Annotated in this window: 15 protein-coding genes and 1 CRISPR repeat array; of the genes, 13 read left to right on the plus strand and 2 right to left on the minus strand. The window is 37.8% G+C overall.

Going from position 1 to position 18,344, the window contains the following annotated elements:
• Positions 1 to 363: 363 nt before the first annotated feature.
• The 9 genes from cas3 (at position 364) to IGI41_RS02400 (ending at position 12,641) form a co-directional block, all read left to right on the plus strand.
• Positions 364 to 2,772: a CRISPR-associated helicase Cas3' gene (gene cas3, locus IGI41_RS02360; protein WP_430611094.1), complete on the plus strand. Its 2,409-nt coding sequence runs from the start codon at positions 364 to 366 to the stop codon at positions 2,770 to 2,772.
• A 19-nt stretch (positions 2,773 to 2,791) separates the two neighbouring features.
• Positions 2,792 to 3,526, plus strand: coding sequence for a type I-C CRISPR-associated protein Cas5c (gene cas5c / locus IGI41_RS02365; protein ID WP_430611095.1), 735 nt, complete (start codon positions 2,792 to 2,794; stop codon positions 3,524 to 3,526).
• The gene (gene cas8c / locus IGI41_RS02370) at positions 3,523 to 5,397 is read left to right on the plus strand and encodes a type I-C CRISPR-associated protein Cas8c/Csd1 (RefSeq protein ID WP_430611096.1); all 1,875 of its coding nucleotides are present in this window, start codon (positions 3,523 to 3,525) and stop codon (positions 5,395 to 5,397) included. Before cas5c ends, cas8c begins: the two co-directional genes overlap by 4 nt.
• 2 nt (positions 5,398 to 5,399) lie before the next feature.
• Positions 5,400 to 6,263 (plus strand): type I-C CRISPR-associated protein Cas7/Csd2, encoded by an 864-nt coding sequence (gene cas7c, locus IGI41_RS02375; protein ID WP_430611097.1) that lies wholly within the window; start codon positions 5,400 to 5,402, stop codon positions 6,261 to 6,263.
• A gap of 2 nt (positions 6,264 to 6,265) precedes the next feature.
• Entirely contained in the window at positions 6,266 to 6,919 is a 654-nt protein-coding gene (cas4, locus tag IGI41_RS02380; protein ID WP_430611098.1) for a CRISPR-associated protein Cas4, read from the plus strand.
• A complete protein-coding gene (gene cas1c, locus IGI41_RS02385; RefSeq protein WP_430611099.1) occupies positions 6,916 to 7,947 on the plus strand; it encodes a type I-C CRISPR-associated endonuclease Cas1c in 1,032 nt (343 codons plus the stop codon). Before cas4 ends, cas1c begins: the two co-directional genes overlap by 4 nt.
• A 9-nt stretch (positions 7,948 to 7,956) precedes the next feature.
• The gene (gene cas2, locus IGI41_RS02390; RefSeq protein WP_430611100.1) at positions 7,957 to 8,247 is read left to right on the plus strand and encodes a CRISPR-associated endonuclease Cas2; all 291 of its coding nucleotides are present in this window, start codon (positions 7,957 to 7,959) and stop codon (positions 8,245 to 8,247) included.
• A 164-nt stretch (positions 8,248 to 8,411) separates the two neighbouring features.
• A CRISPR array of direct repeats spans positions 8,412 to 9,454; the repeat unit is 33 nt; unit sequence GTCTCATCCTATTTGGGATGAGTGGATTGAAAT.
• A 414-nt stretch (positions 9,455 to 9,868) separates the two neighbouring features.
• Positions 9,869 to 11,860, plus strand: a complete 1,992-nt coding sequence (locus IGI41_RS02395) for a HelD family protein (RefSeq protein ID WP_430611102.1) — start codon at positions 9,869 to 9,871, stop codon at positions 11,858 to 11,860.
• 10 nt (positions 11,861 to 11,870) lie between these two features.
• Positions 11,871 to 12,641 (plus strand): MerR family transcriptional regulator, encoded by a 771-nt coding sequence (locus IGI41_RS02400; protein ID WP_430611103.1) that lies wholly within the window; start codon positions 11,871 to 11,873, stop codon positions 12,639 to 12,641.
• Positions 12,642 to 13,125: 484 nt separating this feature from the next.
• On the opposite strand, the gene IGI41_RS02405 is transcribed toward IGI41_RS02400, so the two are convergent.
• Positions 13,126 to 13,842, minus strand: a complete 717-nt coding sequence (locus IGI41_RS02405) for a GntR family transcriptional regulator (RefSeq protein ID WP_430611104.1) — start codon at positions 13,840 to 13,842, stop codon at positions 13,126 to 13,128.
• 245 nt (positions 13,843 to 14,087) lie between these two features.
• Between IGI41_RS02405 and IGI41_RS02410 the strand changes: the two genes are divergently transcribed.
• The 4 genes from IGI41_RS02410 (at position 14,088) to IGI41_RS02425 (ending at position 17,261) form a co-directional block, all read left to right on the plus strand.
• Positions 14,088 to 15,368 (plus strand): PTS sugar transporter subunit IIC, encoded by a 1,281-nt coding sequence (locus IGI41_RS02410; RefSeq protein WP_430611106.1) that lies wholly within the window; start codon positions 14,088 to 14,090, stop codon positions 15,366 to 15,368.
• 178 nt (positions 15,369 to 15,546) lie between these two features.
• Complete coding sequence (locus tag IGI41_RS02415) at positions 15,547 to 16,287, plus strand: GntR family transcriptional regulator (protein WP_430611108.1); 741 nt, start codon at positions 15,547 to 15,549, stop codon at positions 16,285 to 16,287.
• 174 nt (positions 16,288 to 16,461) lie between these two features.
• Complete coding sequence (locus tag IGI41_RS02420; RefSeq protein ID WP_430611110.1) at positions 16,462 to 16,674, plus strand: helix-turn-helix transcriptional regulator; 213 nt, start codon at positions 16,462 to 16,464, stop codon at positions 16,672 to 16,674.
• A complete protein-coding gene (locus tag IGI41_RS02425) occupies positions 16,671 to 17,261 on the plus strand; it encodes a hypothetical protein (protein ID WP_430611111.1) in 591 nt (196 codons plus the stop codon). The genes IGI41_RS02420 and IGI41_RS02425 overlap by 4 nt, the downstream gene beginning before the upstream one ends.
• A gap of 191 nt (positions 17,262 to 17,452) precedes the next feature.
• Here the strand turns inward: IGI41_RS02425 and IGI41_RS02430 are convergent, their stop codons facing one another.
• Positions 17,453 to 18,340, minus strand: coding sequence for a helix-turn-helix domain-containing protein (locus IGI41_RS02430; protein ID WP_430611112.1), 888 nt, complete (start codon positions 18,338 to 18,340; stop codon positions 17,453 to 17,455).
• Positions 18,341 to 18,344: the final 4 nt, after the last annotated feature.

The following is an 18,344-nucleotide window of genomic DNA, read 5'->3' on the forward strand; positions in this document are numbered from 1 at the left end:
TACTGACAGAAGAGCATTTTTATACAGCAAAGATTTCAAGTCATCAGGAGGATAACTATCTCCCTGATGGCTTTTTTTATTGAGCTTATAATGTAATGGATAGTGAATAAAAGTTTTTTTATGGTTTTGATATGTGCTTACAGGAGAAACAGATGAATTATTGTGTTTATAGATAATTTACAATTTGCTATAATAGGATTACTATTGAAAACGCATTCATTCATTTTTATGTGAGCTTTCGAACAAATAGATTTGAAATCATATATATATGCAAGAAAAAATGAAATAAGGAAAAAACCGTTTGGTTCTTTTCTCTTAAAAATAATGTCGAATATTAGATTGCTTGAAATAGGGAGGAAGAAAATGTTTGTTGCTCACGTGAAGAAAGGAACAGATGAAAAGCAAGCGTTAGCCATTCATCTGTTAGAAACTGCAAAATTGTCAGGTGAGTTTGGCGCAAAGCTTGGATTGAAAAATCTTTGCTATTTAGCTGGTCTGCTCCATGACGCTGGCAAATTCAGTATAGAATTTCAAGAATATATTTTTAAAGCAATAGCAGGAGATAGGTCGGCTGTTAGAGGAAGTGTAGATCACTCTACGGCGGGTGGGAAAATAATTTATGAAACTTGCATTGAAAATAAAAATGATGTGTTTGGTCTACTCTTGGCGGAGCTGATTGCGAATGCAATCATTTCTCATCATCGCGGTAAAGGATTGACTAATTTTCTTTCACCAGAAAACGAAGCAAAGTCAGATTTTTTACTTCGGTTACAAAAAGAGGATATTCCTAGTTACGCAGATGTGAAGCAACTATTTTTTCAAGAAGTAATGACAGAAGAAGTCTTTCGCATAAAAATAGCACGTGCCAAAGCAGAATTAAAATCACTTTTTGTTAAAGATGGAAAAAATGCTGTAAAGCCGAATGAACTGTTTTTTCTACAGAAATTTGTCTATAGCTGTTTATTGGATGCAGATAGAACCAATACGATGCTATTTGAAACGGGAACAAAACGGTTAAATCTTAATACCCAACAGCTGTTTTCTTCTTACAAAGAAGTACTCGAAGAAAAAATTGCTTCTTTTAAAAATGAAACAACGATTAATCAGTTACGAGATGCAATGTCAAAACTATGCAATAATTTTGCGCAAAGAAAAACTGGGATTTATACGCTGTCGATTCCAACAGGTGGGGGCAAAACTTTGGCCTCTTTACGGTTTGCATTAAATCATGCCATCAAACATGGAAAAAAACGTATTATTTATGTTGTACCGTTTACTACCATTATTGAACAAAATGCAGCAACGGTGCGAGAAATTCTGAAAGAAGACAAACTTATTTTAGAACATCATTCCAATATCATAAAAGAACAAGATGGTTTTCAAAAGGATGAAGAGAGTGAAGAAAAGGAGAGAATGCAAGCTTTATTTAAGGACAATTGGGATGCGCCACTTATTTTCACAACGATGGTTCAATTCTTAAACACGATTTATAGTAAAGGAACCCGTAATCCTCGCAGATTTCACAATTTGATGGATGCAGTGCTTATTTTTGATGAAGCACAAGGGGTACCAGTTAAATGTACGTATTTATTTAACGAGAGCTTGAATTTTTTGAAAAACTTTGGCAATACAACGAGTGTCTTGTGTACAGCTACTCAACCATCACTGGAACATGTTGGAAGAAAGCTGCAAAAAGCTGAAGAAAGTGAAATGATTTCTGACTTAGTAATGGTTGAAGAAAAGTTCAAACGAGTCGAAGTAATAGATAAAACAAAACCTGAAGAATGGAATGAAGAAGAAGTTGCGCGTTTGATCGAAGAGCTTTTGAAAGAAACAAACAATCTGCTGGTTATTCTAAATACTAAAAAAGCTGTATTCACTCTCTATCATCGGATAAAAGAACAAAATCCTGAAAGGGTCATGTATCATTTAAGTACATCTATGTGTGCAGCGCACCGAAAAGATATGCTTAAGAAAATAAAGACAGGGCTAAAGAATGGTGAACCAATGGTTTGTATTACTACTCAGCTGATCGAAGCTGGAGTAGATATTTCCTTTGAAACAGTTATCCGTTCTGTCGTTGGATTAGATTCGATTGCACAAGCTGCGGGCCGTTGTAATCGTCATGGAGAAAAGAAGCTAGGGACAGTTTATTTAGTGAATCCTTCAATCGATTTTGAACGTGTAAGTAAACTACCTGAAATATCAAAAGGAAAAGAAATTACTATGCAATTGCTCAGGGAGCGAAAGGAAGGATATTTTCCTGAGCTGCTTTCCCATGAAACTCAAACAGAGTATTTTAAGAGATATTACCAAATATTTGAACAAGAGTTAGGGTATCCCGTGATGAAAAAATCATTGCAGCTTTTTGATGTGATTGGTAGAAACCCTAAAGCGCTTGATAATTATTTTCGAACAACCGGTAGCAAGCCGCCTTTGATTTCTTTAAGTAGTCCGCAAACAATAGCAGAGAATTTTGATGTAATTGATAATCAGACAACTTCAGTCCTAGTCCCCTATAAAGAAGAAGGGAAGGATTTAATTAATCAATTAAATGGCGAACTTCAGCCCGGGGAGTATGTTGGAGTTTTAAAAGAAGCACAGCAATATACGGTGAACCTTTTTGACTACCAATTGACTCAGATTCAACAAGAAGAAGGTGTATACACGTTATTAAACGGTGAAATACTGGCTTTAAGAGAACCTGCTTATTCTGATGAGTTTGGTGTAGATAGTTTTGTTTCATCCAAAGATAGTTTTTTGGGTTTTTGAAAATGAGGAGGAAATCTATGTGAAATGGAAAAATCAAGTAACCTTTAAAGTATATGGAGACTATGGATTATTTACAGATCCCACCACTAAAATGGGGGGAGAGAAAATGACCTATCAAGTTCCAACGTATCAGGCGCTAAAAGGAATCACAGAATCGATTTATTGGAAACCGACATTGATCTATTTTATCGATGAAGTTCGAGTAATAAATCCCATCCAAATGGAATCAAAAGGAATACGCCCAATGAAATACAATGATAGTAGTGCCAGTGATTTGGCCTATTATACTTATCTAAAAAATCCTTGCTATGAGGTGAAGGTACACTTTGAGTTCAATCCTCACCGACCAGACTTGAAAAATGATTGGGATGAGCATAAGCATTTTCAAATTTTGCAGCGGGCAATTAGAGCGGGGGGAAGAAGAGATATTTTCTTAGGAACACGCGAATGCCAAGGATACGTGGAAGCGGTTGATTATGGACAAGAACCAGGATATTACGACAATTATGAAAGTGAGATTCATTTTGGTACGATGGTCCATGGCTTATCGTATCCAGATGAAACAGGAGAAGACCAATTATCTGTTCGTTTGTGGCGACCTGTTATGGAAAAAGGAATCATTCGTTTTATTCCGCCAAAAGAATGTCAGCTAGTACGTACATTGAAACCAATGAAGGCTAAGGCGTTTTCTTATTCTTCGATGGAATCAGCAGAGCAATTATTTTCCTCTTTGGAAAAGGAGGAGAAGTTATGAGTTGGTTAGGAACACTTTACCAGACATACCAAGAAAATGAATCACAGGTTGGGCGTATTCAAAAAAGCAACTATGGGAAAGAAGTTGTCTTATTACCTATCTCTCATGCGTATCAAAATGCGCAAATTGACGTTGCCGTAACGCCTATGGGAGAGTTCTACTCCGCTAAGGTCATTCCTAAGGAAGATGCACCAACGATCATCCCTGTGACGATTCAATCAGCTGGAAGAACAAATAAGCCTAGCCCCCACGGATTACATGATGGATTACAGTATGTCGCAGGAGATTTTGAGGATTTTGGTGGTGTTTATAAAAGAGAAAATTCTTATCAAGCCTATATGAAACAGTTAACAAATTGGTGCGATTCAGAGTTTGGGCATCCTTGGGTGAAAAGTGTCTTAATTTATTTGAAGAGAGGGTGTCTTATTGAAGATCTAGTCAAAGAAAAGGTGATGGTTGCACAAGGATCAAAACTGATACTTAAATGGAGTAAAGCACTTGAAGAAGAATTCGGCGAGAAACCTTTATTGTTTCAGGTATTGCCTGGTGATCAAACGACTGCCTTCGTCCGCTTTTCTATTTATCAGCCCGGAAAAGGGAGCCAACCGTTATGGGGACAACAACCTATTATTGATTCATTTATTCAATATTATAATACGCAACTGCCAGCAAATGGTCTGGATTACGTATTGGGGGAAAGGTTACCAATTACTGAAAATCATCCTTCTAAAATACGATATGGCGGTGATATGGCCAAAATCATTTCTGGAAATGATAGTGTCAATTTCACTTATCGTGGCCGGTTTACAGATAAAAATCAAGTTGCATTGATCAGTTATGAAGTCTCGCAAAAAGCGCATAATGCATTGAAATGGTTGATTGCAAAACAAGGATATACAATTGATGGACGTGTCTTTTTGACCTGGGGAAACGATCAAGTTCCTCAAGTGGAAGATTCAAGTTTTGACATTTTTGCAACAGACCAGGAAGCCGAGATATTGGTTTCGAGGGATACAACCCATCAACAGTTTTCTCAATTGTTTCATCAGGCTTTAAGAGGGTATAAAACGAAGTTGGCTTATAATGAGCCAATTCATATGATGATTCTTGATGCGGCAACTCCAGGGAGAATGGGCGTCCTATACTTCAGATCCCTAGATAAAGAAGTGTATTTTTCTCGACTTGAAGAATGGCATACGACCTGTTTTTGGAAACACACGTATGGTAGTAAAAATAAACAACGGTATACATTTTGGGGAGCGCCCTCATTAAAAGATATTGCAGAAGCTACTCATGGAATGAATGCAAGTGACAAAATGATTAAAAATACTATTCATGAACTGTTTACCTGTGTTGTGGACGGGAACAACATTCCTATGTACGTTGTTCAGAATTTATTGCAACGGAGTTCAACCCCTCTAAGTATGGAAAATTGGGAGTGGCAAAAGACTTTGTCCATTGCTTGTGCTGTAATGAAAAAGCATTTTAACTTTAAAAAGGAGGAACAAAGTGTGGCATTAGATGAGAAAGAAACAAATCGCAATTATTTGTTCGGGCGTTTATTGGCAGTTGCAGATGTAATCGAGGAGCGAGTTTTATATAAAACGGGTGAAAAAAGAACGACGAATGCGGTTCGTTACATGACGGCATTCAGTGCACATCCAATGACCACGTGGAAAATTATTCAGGAAAGTTTACTTCCGTATCAACAAAGATTGCAAAATGATTATTTAATAAAAGAATTAGACAAAATAACATCACTATTTATTATGCAGGATTATACAGATAAAGCATTAGATGGTAGATACTTATTAGGTTATCGTAGTCAAAGAGAAAAATTAATGAAAAAAATTGAAAATACGGAGGAATAATGATGACAACCTTAGCACACAAAATCGACTTTAAAGTAATTGTTTCTGTAACAAATGCCAACCCTAATGGTGATCCACTAAATGGCAATCGACCTAGACAAAATTTTGAAGGATATGGAGAAATTTCAGATGTAGCGATTAAACGAAAGATTCGTAATCGACTACAAGACATGGGAGAAGCGATTTTTGTTCAATCAGAGGATCGTGCTGATGATGGGATGAAGAGTTTAAAAGACCGAGTGGAGTCTATTGAGGAATTAAAAAAAATTGCGGCAGATAAAAAGAAAGCAGATATTAATCGTTTTAGTGACATAGCGTGTGAAACATGGATAGATACGAGAAGTTTTGGACAAGTCTTTGCTTTTAAAGGTTTAGAATTATCGGTAGGCGTACGTGGGCCTGTATCTATTCAAACTGCAACCAGTGTTGAACCGATTGACATTAATACTATGCAGATTACCAAAAGTGTGAATTCGGTTGATGCAGGTGGTGGAAAAAGCTCAGATACCATGGGCACAAAGCATTTTGTTAGTTATGGATTGTATGTTTTTAACGGAAGTATCAATGTTCAATTGGCAGAAAAAACGAAATTTACTGAAGCAGATGCAGAAAAAATCAAAGAATCTCTTGTAAGTTTGTTTGAAAATGATGCTTCTTCTGCACGACCAGAGGGAAGCATGGTTGTAGAAAAAGTATATTGGTGGGAACATCCGAGCAAGCTAGGTAAGGTCTCATCGGCTAAAGTACATCGTTCAGTTATCCTAACGAAACGCCCAGAAATAGATCGTGTAAAATCAATTGATGATTTTAAGATCACTGTAGTACCGGTTGAAGGAGTGAAACTGACTGAAATTGACGGAATGTAATCATGTATGATGAAAATGATTATTTAATGATTTCTGGTATTCAACATTTTCTTTTTTGTCGACGTCAATGGGCAATTATTCATATTGAGCAGCAATGGAAAGAAAATGTTCTTACTGTGGAAGGGCAACAGTTACATGAGAAGGCAGATCAACCAACAATTAGAGAAAAGCGAAAAAACCGTTTAATTGTTCGAGGCTTACCTGTGCATTCTACCACTTATGGTTTAACTGGAATTTGTGATGTTGTAGAATTTATTGCAGATAGTGAAGGCATTTCTCTAAATGGTGAAGTTGGCAAGTTTTTACCAGTTCCTGTTGAGTATAAGCATGGAAAACCGAAAAAAGAACTTAGCGACATATTGCAGTTGACAGCACAAGCGGTTTGTTTAGAAGAAATGCTGGTTTGTGAGATTCCAAAAGGTTATATATATTATCATCAGACAAAGCACCGCGAATTAGTCCTTTTTACGCAAGATTTAAGAGAAGAACTTCAAAGAAAAGTTAAAGAAATGCACCAATATTGGCAAAAGAGATATACGCCTAAGGTGAAAACCGGTAGTTTTTGCGAGAAATGTTCTTTGAAGGACCTTTGTTTGCCTAAGTTGATGAACACTCAAACTGTGAAAGGATTCTTGGATCGGAGGCTTTCTGAATGAAAAAATTATTGAATACGTTATTTATCACAACTCCTGATTCATATTTGGTTTTGAATGGTGAAAATATTGTTGTTTTGAAAGAAGAGATAGCTTTAGGGCGAGTTCCACTTCATAATATAGAAGCGATTGTAACAACTGGCTACTTAGGAGCCAGTCCTGCACTAATGCGGAAGTGCGCTGAAAAAAATATCAGTATAACGTTTTTGACATCAACTGGTAGGTTTGGCAGCCGTGTGATAGGCGGAACGTCTGGAAATGTTTTCTTGCGAAAAACCCAGTATCGAATTTCAGATGACGAAGTAAAGAGTTTGGCGATTGCACGACATTTTATTGTAGGAAAATTGTACAATCAACGTTGGATGTTAGAAAGAGTCACCAGAGATAATCCGATGAGAGTGGATGTGAAACGATTTAAACAAATAGCAAATGAGTTAAAGGCATATACCGAAGATGTACGACAAGCATCTGATTTAGACTCTTTAAGAGGAATTGAAGGTCAGGCGGCAAATCGGTACTTTCTCTTGCTTGATCAAATGGTGTTACAACAAAAATCGGATTTTGGCTTTTATGGTAGAAATAGGCGCCCACCATTAGATAATGTAAATGCCTTGCTATCGCTGGCATATACTTTGTTAGCACAGGATTGCGCTGCTGCTTTAGAGACAGTCGGGTTAGACCCTTATGTAGGTTTTATGCATCAAGATCGCCCCGGAAGAATTTCACTAGCATTAGATTTAATGGAAGAATTAAGAGGAATCTATGCCGATCGATTTGTATTGACACTCATTAACAAAAAAATCATTACAGCAAAAGATTTTATCAAAAAGGAGAGTGGCGCAGTTATCCTCACAGATGATGGGCGCAAGAAATTTTTTAAAAGTTGGCAGGATAAGAAACAAGAACAAATAAAACATCCTTTTCTAGGTGAAAAAATAAATTGGGGATTAGTTCCATATTCGCAAGCATTACTGCTTAGTCGTTATTTACGAGATGATTTAGATGGGTACCCACCATTTCTTTGGAAGTAGGGGAAATAATTGTTAATTTTAATTACGTATGATGTCGCAACTAGCACTTTTGGAGGAAGCAAACGACTAAGGAAGGTTGCGAAAAAATGTCAGGATTATGGTCAAAGGGTCCAGAACTCAGTTTTTGAATGTGTGGTTGATGCGACAGAATTTGTTAAACTAAAAAAAGAATTAGTTGATATAATAGATACAGATGTTGATAGCTTGAGATTTTATCGGTTAGGAAAGAACTATCATAACAAAGTAGAACACTTTGGCTCAAAAGAAAGCTTCAATGTCGAAGAACCGTTGATATTTTAAATATCAAGTGCGAATCTATAGCGCCCATAGTTTTCCTAGAAGATTCGCACCTTATTTTGCGAAATTTCTCAGGTTTTCGATTAGATATCTAATCTATTTTTAATTTTATGTTTTAAATTAATTGATTTTAGTAGAAAAAAGCTTTCTTTTTAGCTGAAATCACGGTCTCATCCTATTTGGGATGAGTGGATTGAAATAGCGTCAACTGTATGATTTACTTATGTCGGAACAACGTCTCATCCTATTTGGGATGAGTGGATTGAAATAAACTTTTATTTAAGGCACCAGAATCACCGTCACCGTCTCATCCTATTTGGGATGAGTGGATTGAAATGTCTATTTATAGAGATGGTATTTTAGTCGATAACGTCTCATCCTATTTGGGATGAGTGGATTGAAATCAATCGTTACGCTTTTTACTCCACTAGCATGAACTGGTCTCATCCTATTTGGGATGAGTGGATTGAAATTGGCTAGAAACACATCAAAGATCGAATGCCATTGTCTCATCCTATTTGGGATGAGTGGATTGAAATAGATTGGATCCCAGACATTGTTTATGGAGATGATGTCTCATCCTATTTGGGATGAGTGGATTGAAATTTATCAATACTATGTACTTACAGTTTTACTATCGTCTCATCCTATTTGGGATGAGTGGATTGAAATATAAGTATAAGTATCATCAAGACCAAGATGTTTGTTGTCTCATCCTATTTGGGATGAGTGGATTGAAATCATTTTCCAAAATCGCTATTGTGTATTTCTAGGTGTCTCATCCTATTTGGGATGATTGGATTGAAATATCATATTGATAAGACGTAAACCACATGTACTTTGTCTCATCCTATTTGGGATGAGTGGATTGAAATTGTTTTGGGATGATTGATCACGATTTCGTTTTTGTCTCATCCTATTTGGGATGAGTGGATTGAAATGGAGGGATTGACAGCCCTCGAATTGCATTGAGAAGTCTCATCCTATTTGGGATGAGTGGATTGAAATCAGAACAGTGTTTGCCTTTTTAATTACTTTTTCTGTCTCATCCTATTAGGGATGAGTGGATTGAAATGACCGTAGGGAGTTTATGCCTTGACGGCTACAAACGTCTCATCCTATTAGGGATGAGTGGATTGAAATATTGGCTTGCTCCAGTAGTTCTGGGTTCTCGTATGACTCATCCTATTAGGGATGAGTGGATTGAAATAATGCAAAGTTTGACCTGCATCAACTGGTAAAAGAGTCTCATCCTAAGAGTCGTTGGAAGGGTCTGTGGAGTAATAGCTATTTTAAAGCTAGAAACCTTGATATGATAGGTTTTTGGCTTTTTTATTAGTTGATGAGTGAATTAAGAATAATGTCACGACTTTTTTAGTTGAAAAAAATGAATGAATGTCAAATTAAATACAATTACAAAAATATAGGGGAGAAGAACATTTTAATAACTTAAAATAAATATATATAGCATAATGTAGTGACTCTAAAGATTAGACCCAAAATCTAACTTTTTTCGAACGTACTTCAGGAAAGTAGAATTTTTTTCTTTGACACTTCAAACCCTACACTATAACACCAATGTATACTTTCTTGTTAGAATTCTTGAAGGAAGGTGGTTTGAGAGATGATTGTGACCAATGAAGAAAGCTATTTAGCAAATGTTGTTAAAAAGATCACCACGCAAATCAAAGAAATCGAAGCAACGGTGGACACGAATGAACAAATTTACAAAGAAATCAAGAAATATACTGTAGATTACAAAAACGAAATAGATAAATATGAAGTCTATACTCATCAGCAAAACTTATCTTTTATCGATAAACGGAATACTTTTGAGACTAATCGCATCACAAAACTGTCTTATTTGAAGGCAACTCCTTATTTTTCTCGAATCGACTTTCAGTTTGATGAGGAAGAGGAAGCTGAGAAATTCTATATTGGAAGATATGGTTTTTTCGATAACTATGGGCAGCAACTAGTGTATGATTGGCGAGCACCAATCTCATCTTTGTATTATGACTTCACTCTGGGCAGTGCCCAATATGAGTCAATGGGAAAGATATTTACTGGTAACTTGCAATTAAAACGACAATTTGTCATCAAGAACGGAAGAATCAATTTCTTTGTAGATACCAACGACTCTCTGAACAATGATTTTTTGATCAATGAGTTAAGTAAGCATACGACCAAAGAAATGAAGACCATCATACACACGATTCAAAAGGAGCAAAATGAAGCTATCAGAGATACAAAGACAAGAAATTTAGTTATTCAAGGCGTTGCCGGTTCTGGAAAAACGTCCATTGCTCTTCATCGAATTGCCTATCTGCTTTATCAAAAGAGAGGTGAATTTGCTGCATCAGACGTACTGATTTTATCCCCCAATGAGATCTTCTCCAATTACATTTCCACTGTGTTGCCTGAATTAGGCGAAGAAGATCTCTTTCAATTAGACATCACTCAGTTGATGCAGCCGTTAATGGAAGAGCCGCTGGTGATCGCAGATCGTCAAAGAGAAATCACAGAAATCATCAGCAATCCCCAATCGAAAAAAGTCCGCTCGTATTTGCATAAACGATCTGCATCATTCTTTTGGGCCATGAATGAGTATTTCGAAACAGTTACAAAGAAGCTATTCAATGAAGACATTGTGATCGAGCCCAGCATTCACCTCAAAAAACAAAAAATCAAAACAGCTTTTACAGGTCTTCAAGCAGTAGCCATCTGGCAACAAATAAAAGAGTTAGCAAATTGCTTAGCCAAAGAGTTATCTGGGGATCAAAAGAAGTACGAAACGGTGATTGCCTGTGAACTAAAGGAAAGAATCGGAATCACTCAGCCTTTGGCTGAATATGAGAAGTTCTTGGATACTCAAAAAGAAGAATTGATCAGAAAAGGAAATAGGATTGCCTATTCAGATGCATTTCCTTATCTTTTTTTTAAGTGGAAGATTGAAGGGCTACTCGTCAATCATCAGTTCAAACATTTAGTCATTGATGAGATGCAGGATTATTCACTCCTCCAATTTTTTTTATTAGATAACCTATTCCCCTGTCAAAAAACGATCTGCGGTGACGTTAGTCAAAATTTACTTACGGAAGACCCTGATTTTCTTGCTCAAATACAATCAATTATTCCTAATAGTCATGTGATCACCTTCAATACTAGTTACCGATCCAGCTATGAAATCATGACTTATGCCAAACGCTTTATCTCAAACCAAGACCTTCAGCCAGTAGAACGCCATGGCAAAGCAGTAATAGAGATGCAAGTAATGAATGATGATGATAAATGGGCACAATTATATAAGCAAATTACAACTTTTCAACATCCTTCCTCAACTTATGCGACCTGTGGTATTATCTGTCAAACGGAAACCGAAATGGTCGTTATTGAACAGATACTTGCTGATATTCCATTGACTTGTCTGTCAAAAGAGACGAAAACAATGGCAGAAGGTGTGATCATTACCACACCTCAATTTGCTAAAGGACTGGAATTTGACCAAGTGATTCTGCCGGATATCAAAGCGCATCAGCTGACAAAAAAAAGTAACTTGCTTTATACAAGTTGCTCTCGAGCGCTGCATGAACTAATATTGTTAGTAACAAGATAGGAGGGGAGAAATGAAGACATACAGTACTTCTGAGGTAGCAAAAATGGTTGATTTACATCCAAATACCATTCGACGCTATGAAGAATGGAATTTGATTCCTGAACCCCTACGCAAGAAGAATGGTTATCGCATATACAATGACTTTCATGTAGAATTGATCAAAACGTCTCGTATCGCGTTTCAGATAGAAGTTCTCCAGTCTGGATTGAGAGAGAGTATGCGAGGCATAATCAAGGCGCTAGCAAACTATAAGTTTGACCAAGCACGAACTTTATTGGACCAGTATATCGTTGCTGTCGATCAAGAAATAGACCGAGCAGAAGAAGCCATTCACATCGTTGAGTATTTGTTGAAAGGAGAGACCAAAGAAAGCTCACTCTCGCTTAAACGAAGAGAAGTGGCGGTCTATTTAGGTGTCACTACTGATGCGCTAAGAAATTGGGAATTGAATGGCTTACTTACCTTAAAGCGCAATCAAAATGGTTATCGCATCTACAAAATGGAGGATTTGAATCGCTTGAAAATCATTCGGACTCTTCGCTCTGCAAAATATTCATTAGAGGCCATCTTGCGACTGCTTAATTTTATAGACCTGTCTCAGGTACAAGACATTAGAGCGGTTTTAAACCAGCCCAATCCCAATGAAGACATCATTTCTGCCTGTGACAGTTTGATCATATCTCTTGAAAAAGCCAAAGAGAATACTATCGGACTAAAAGACAACATCTGTCAGTTACAGGAGCTTTCTAAAATGATAGAAAGACCAACTGCCAGTCACTAAATACTGATGAAGAGAGTGTTACAGCAATAAATAAACAATTGTAGAACTGGGGGAGGGGTAATGGCCTATAAAAAAATCCTAGTCAAAATGTCTACAAGTTTAAGGATAGGATCATAGGTTGCTTTTATATTTAAGTCTTGATTTTTTATTGTTAAGTAAGGTGCCTGATCCTTTTTCAATCGTATTAAGATACGTTAAACCTCATAAGTGAAATAAAAATAGGACTGATAAATCTAAAAATGATTCATCAGTCCTATAATTTATAAAACAATGTTTTCAAGCTCTTTATATAGTTTATATTGATTAAATGCAGCTTCCTAAAAAACATCTCATAGAATTCCCGCAAGAATTTCCATGAGATGTTTTTTTGATAGTAGATTGCTTAAGAAATATAAATATTGACACCCAGTAATGAGGCCCGAACATCCTGATGATCATTTTCAAATGGGGACAGGTCAAAGGGCCATCTCCTTGTGAGCCTTACTCACTGCTGCACATCCAAATAAGAATAAGCCCGCATATCATACCGATTACGACTGCGAGAATACTCGATCGGTGCGCCATTCTTCTGATAAACAATTTGTGCGATTTCCAAAACGGGATCTTCTGGTGAACAGTTCAAATACTGTTGATCATATGCAGAACTCTTATCTGCAGAGATGGTGCGGTAGGCACCGGCAAATTGGATGCCTAAATCTTCTTTGACGTATTGATAAATCGAGTGTTCCAGATGGGTGCGATTGAGATTGGGCACCAAATGAACGGGCATCATGGTATGCTCCAGAATAAACGGCTGGTCTTCAAGGATCCGTAAGCGGACAATCTTGTAGACGGGCTGACTTTCTGTGAGCATCAATTTTTCTTGTGTGGTTTGGTCAGGAAATTCAACTTGGAAATCAATCACTTCACTGACAAGCTTGCGGCCAGATTTGCTCATTTCTGTCGATAAGCCTTCGTATACAGTTAAAGCGGTCGTGTCTTTCTTTAAAAAAGGGTGGTTCAATATTTTGGTCCCAGCACCTCTTTGCGCATACACTAAACCTTCCATCGCCAAAATGCCGATGGCTTTTTTTATGGTCATTCTGCTGACGCCGAATTCCGCTACTAAGTCTATCTGGTTCGGCAATAAGCTGCCGGGCAGATAGGTGTGATTTTTGATTCGTGTGCGTAGCGTATTGGCAATCTCTTGATATTTTGGCATCTTATCACCTCCCAAGAAGTATAGCTGAAAATCGGCATTTCTACAATCAGTAGTTCGGTTCTTTGTGTGTGTTTATGGTGATGAGGCGGAATCTTTGAAAATAATCAATCGCCAAAAGATAAGTTTGGTGATAAAAAAGATTAGTTTAGCAAAAGAAAAGACTAGACATGGAAACGCTCGCGTGCTATTCTTTACTAGAAATCGGTTTCATTATTTTGGTAAGGGTTTGAAAGGAGAAAAAAACAATGGATAAATTTATTGGATTTATGGAGAAGCATTTTATACCGATTGCTTCTAGAATTGGTTCGCAAAGACATTTAGTGGCTATTCGGGATGGGTTTATTGTAACGATGCCGTTGATGATCTTAGGTTCGTTTGGGGTATTGATCAACAATTTACCGATTCCTGCATATATAGATTTTATGAATGGTATTTTTGGGGAAGGGACTTGGCAGGCATTTGGGAATAATTTATCAGCAGGGACTTTTTCAATACTTGGACTTTTAATCGCTTTCACGGTGTCGTATAATTTAGCTAAGAGCTATAATCAGGATGCTTTAGGCGCTGGTGCGATCTCAGTGGCAAGTTTCTTCGCCTTGGGTGCGATGGCAACGGATTCTGAAGGTTTATTAACAGCAGCTGGACTGGGTTCTCAAGGATTATTTTTGGCATTGATCGTTGCAATTATTTCTACTGAGATTTTCCGACGTTTGGCTGGCAATCCACGTTTGGTCATCAATATGCCTGACGGGGTACCACCAGCAGTCTCACGTTCATTTGCAGCTTTGTTCCCTGCGATGATCACGATTTCGATTTTTGCTTTGATTACAGCTATTTTCCAAGCGTTTGGTGTGACAAGTATCGTACTGTCATTCTATGAATTGGTGCAACAACCATTCATGGGCTTGGCAAACTCTTATCCAGCTGCATTATTACTAGGTTTCATCTCAGCTTTCTTATGGTTCTTTGGTTTACATGGTGCCAATATCATCGATCCATTTATGCAAACCATCAACGTACCAGCCATTGAAGCCAATGCGAAAGCTTTGCAAGCTGGCACTGACTTGCCGTATATCGTCAACAAACCGTTCTTTGATTCATTCGTGAATATTGGTGGAACAGGCGCAACCTTAGGCTTGTTGATTGCGATTTTCTTAGTTGCCCGTCATCATAAAGCCTATATGACTGTCGCAAAATTATCTGTTGCACCAGGGATTTTCATGATCAATGAACCAGTGATGTTTGGTCTGCCAGTTGTCTTGAACCCGATTTTGTTCATTCCATACGTGTTGACGCCACTTGTTCTGGTCACTACAGCATATTTCGCAACGTCTACCGGGCTCGTTCCTGCGGCTACCGTGATCGCACCGTGGACGACACCACCGATCATTGGCGGTATTTTATCCACACAAAGTATTGCTGGCGGTATTTTGGCAGCAGTCAACTTGATTTTGTCGGTCGTTATTTACTTGCCATTTGTGAAGATGGCACAAATCCAAGAAACCCGTCGTTTGAAAAACGCGTAATGTATCAATGAGTCAAATATAACCAATCGTACAATCACTATCGATGACCGGCCGCAAACAAACGTGTCAATGATCACCGCATTGCGTGACAAAATAAGTATACGCAGATGATGACACAGGTTTATTGGCCGGTATTTTTATGGATTAAAAAAAAGATGTCGTTTCGGAGGTGGCAAATATGCCGAAGTATTTGGAGATTGCAGATATTCTGCGCAAAAGAATCAAGGATGGGACTTACCCTAAAGACAGTTTTCTGCCGTATCAAACAGAGTTGGTGGAAGAATTTGGTGTGAGCCGCATGACCATCAAGAATGCAGTCAATATCCTGATTATGGAAGGTTTGTTGCTGACGAAACGGGGTTCAGGCACCAAAGTATTGAATCATTCCTTTGCAGGAAAAGATACCTCATCGGCTACTGAATACAAAGGATTAAGTTATCAAATGAAGCAAGAAAAGCGAAACTTGACGAGTCAAGTAATCACTTTTGAAGTCTGCTTTCCAACAGCAAAAATTCAAGAAATGCTGCAAATCACAGCGGAACAGCCCATCTATCATGTGATCCGACTGCGGATCTTAGATGGCAATCCGTATATTTTAGAACATTCTTACATGCCTGTTGATTTGATGAGTGGCCTGACGAGAGAGATCTTAGAAGAATCTGTCTATGATTATATCCTCCACGATCTAGGCTATCGGTTTGCTGGTGCGTATCGGACCTTTCAAGCAGACAAAAGCGACCAGTACGATCAAACCTATTTGGATTGTAAAGCAGATGATCCGGTATTGGAATTGGAGCAAATCATTTACTTAGAATCTGGCCGACCGATAGACTACTCTTATAGTCGAAATCGGTATGATATTAGGGGCTATTCAATGTTGGATATGAAACCGGATTTGTTGCAGCATCATAAAAAGTAGTGATGTATCGTTTGAATCGATAGACGAAAAGATAGAGGTAAAGCATGAAGAGCGTAGCTGCTTTCTTCATGCTTTTTTTGTAGATACAAGGCGTTTTTAGGTGTAAAGCAACCTTTACATCTGCGACGCGTCATGTTATATTATCTGTAAAGGAAACTTGACAGGAGTGAAGAGATGCCAGTCATCAATCGGGTGAGAACTATCCGTGAAAATATCGGCTTGTCGCAAGGCGAATTGGCCGAAATCGTGGGCGTTTCTAGGCAAACGATCAATGCAATCGAGACCAATAAATACAACCCATCCTTAGAACTAGCATTGCGTATTGCCCATTACTTCCGAATGCCAGTCGAGGATGTGTTTAAATTGACCGGGGGGAAATCTATATGAAATTTTTTCGTTCTGATATCATACAAAAAATCTTGCTGTTCATCTGGACAGTAGGCAATTTAGTCGTGTTTACATGGTTGGGCAAATGGTATGTTGGTGTTGTTTTTTTGGTGATCTTTTATCTGTTTTTGGCTTTGGCGCTTTGGGTCACTCGTGGGTATCGTCTTGGAAAAAAGACGTACGATGAACGACAATTAAAACTGAAAAGCAGAAGCTATGAATTGGGATTGGCTATTGGCGGTCTGTTATTGGTTTTAGCCCCAAATTATTTCAATGAGAACGATCAGTTTGCACTTTTTGTTGTGAGTATTGTGGGGACGATCGTCTTCGGCTACCAAATCATCACGGATAGTTTATTTGCCTTTAACGAAATAACTAAAGAACGATTTGCTGTCTTGAGTATCCTGACAGGCTTTGGAATATTGGGGCTAATCTTATATATCCGCGACACGATCATCGGGACACAATCTTTTTTTGCTGATGGAAGGATCGCGATTGATTCTGGGTTTTGGTTGGCTTTGGCTTGTTTTGTCGTTGGTTGTTTGGGTTGGATACGGATGTATATGGAGAAGCGTGTGCGTATATAAGCGGTTTGTTTTATCAGGACAAAAAAAAGCTAAAATCATCCAAAAGATGGTTTTAGCTTTTTTTATGGAAAAAGAACCAATGAAAGTCTATGTCAACGTATGCTGATACCATTTCTTTCCGCTAAATCGCAGGAAGAAAATCAGCCCCATTCGATCGTCATCGCAATATGCTTCGTGAATTCTTTACTTGTTCATGAAGAAAGGTGTTGTTTTCGCCATACACTAGGTGAAATCCCGGTATATTCTTTAAACCTGCGACTAAAATATGCTGAGTCGTAGAAACCTGTTTCTTCAGCGATGCGTTGAATGGAATAGTCAGATTTTAATAGTAGATTTTTAGACTCCTCTAGACGTAACTGGTTATGCAATTGAGTGGGTGTCAGGTCATAATTTTTCTTGATTAACTGGATGATATAGCTTTTGTGGTAAGCAAATGTTTTAGCGATATCTTCCAAAGAAAAAGGCTGCTTTGAATGGGCTTGAATATAACTGTAAATTTGAGCAGGCAGGTTGTTGCTATCTTCGTCTTCATTTTTGCTCCGCAGAATGGATAGAATGGATAGAAATGATTGCTGAGCTTCTAAAGGTGCCATTTTTGGATCGAAGAAAAGTTTTTGACGTTGGTTATTGTTGATCTGTACTTCGGATAGATTGCGAATAGATTCTTGAATATAAGCAGAAGTAGACGCATCTAGGTGACCTTCATTGCTAATAAAAATTGAAAAGTCATCTCGTTGATAAAAACGGCGACGATTCATCTTTTTTTGTTTTTGACCTTTGGTACTATAGTTCTTTTGATAATGACCAGTGGTATTAAAGTGCACCCAATAAAAATGGGTCTCCTCTAAACAAGGGCGAAAACCTCGATTGCGGTGCTCAGGCAAGAGAATTAAATAGTCATTGGGTCGCAAAGAAAATTGATAATCATCCTCTTCTATGAATAGCGTACCTTTAGTGACTAAGATCAAATCAAAGACTTCAGTCAATATTCGACTTTCATGAATATCCCCAGGTCGAAAAGTAGATTCCCCAGCTACTACTAGGTGGGGGACTGGTGGACAAGTAAACTCAATATACATCGAT

Origin of the sequence: Enterococcus sp. DIV0876 (genome assembly GCF_050529585.1) — a bacterium.
GTDB lineage: Bacteria > Bacillota > Bacilli > Lactobacillales > Enterococcaceae > Enterococcus_D.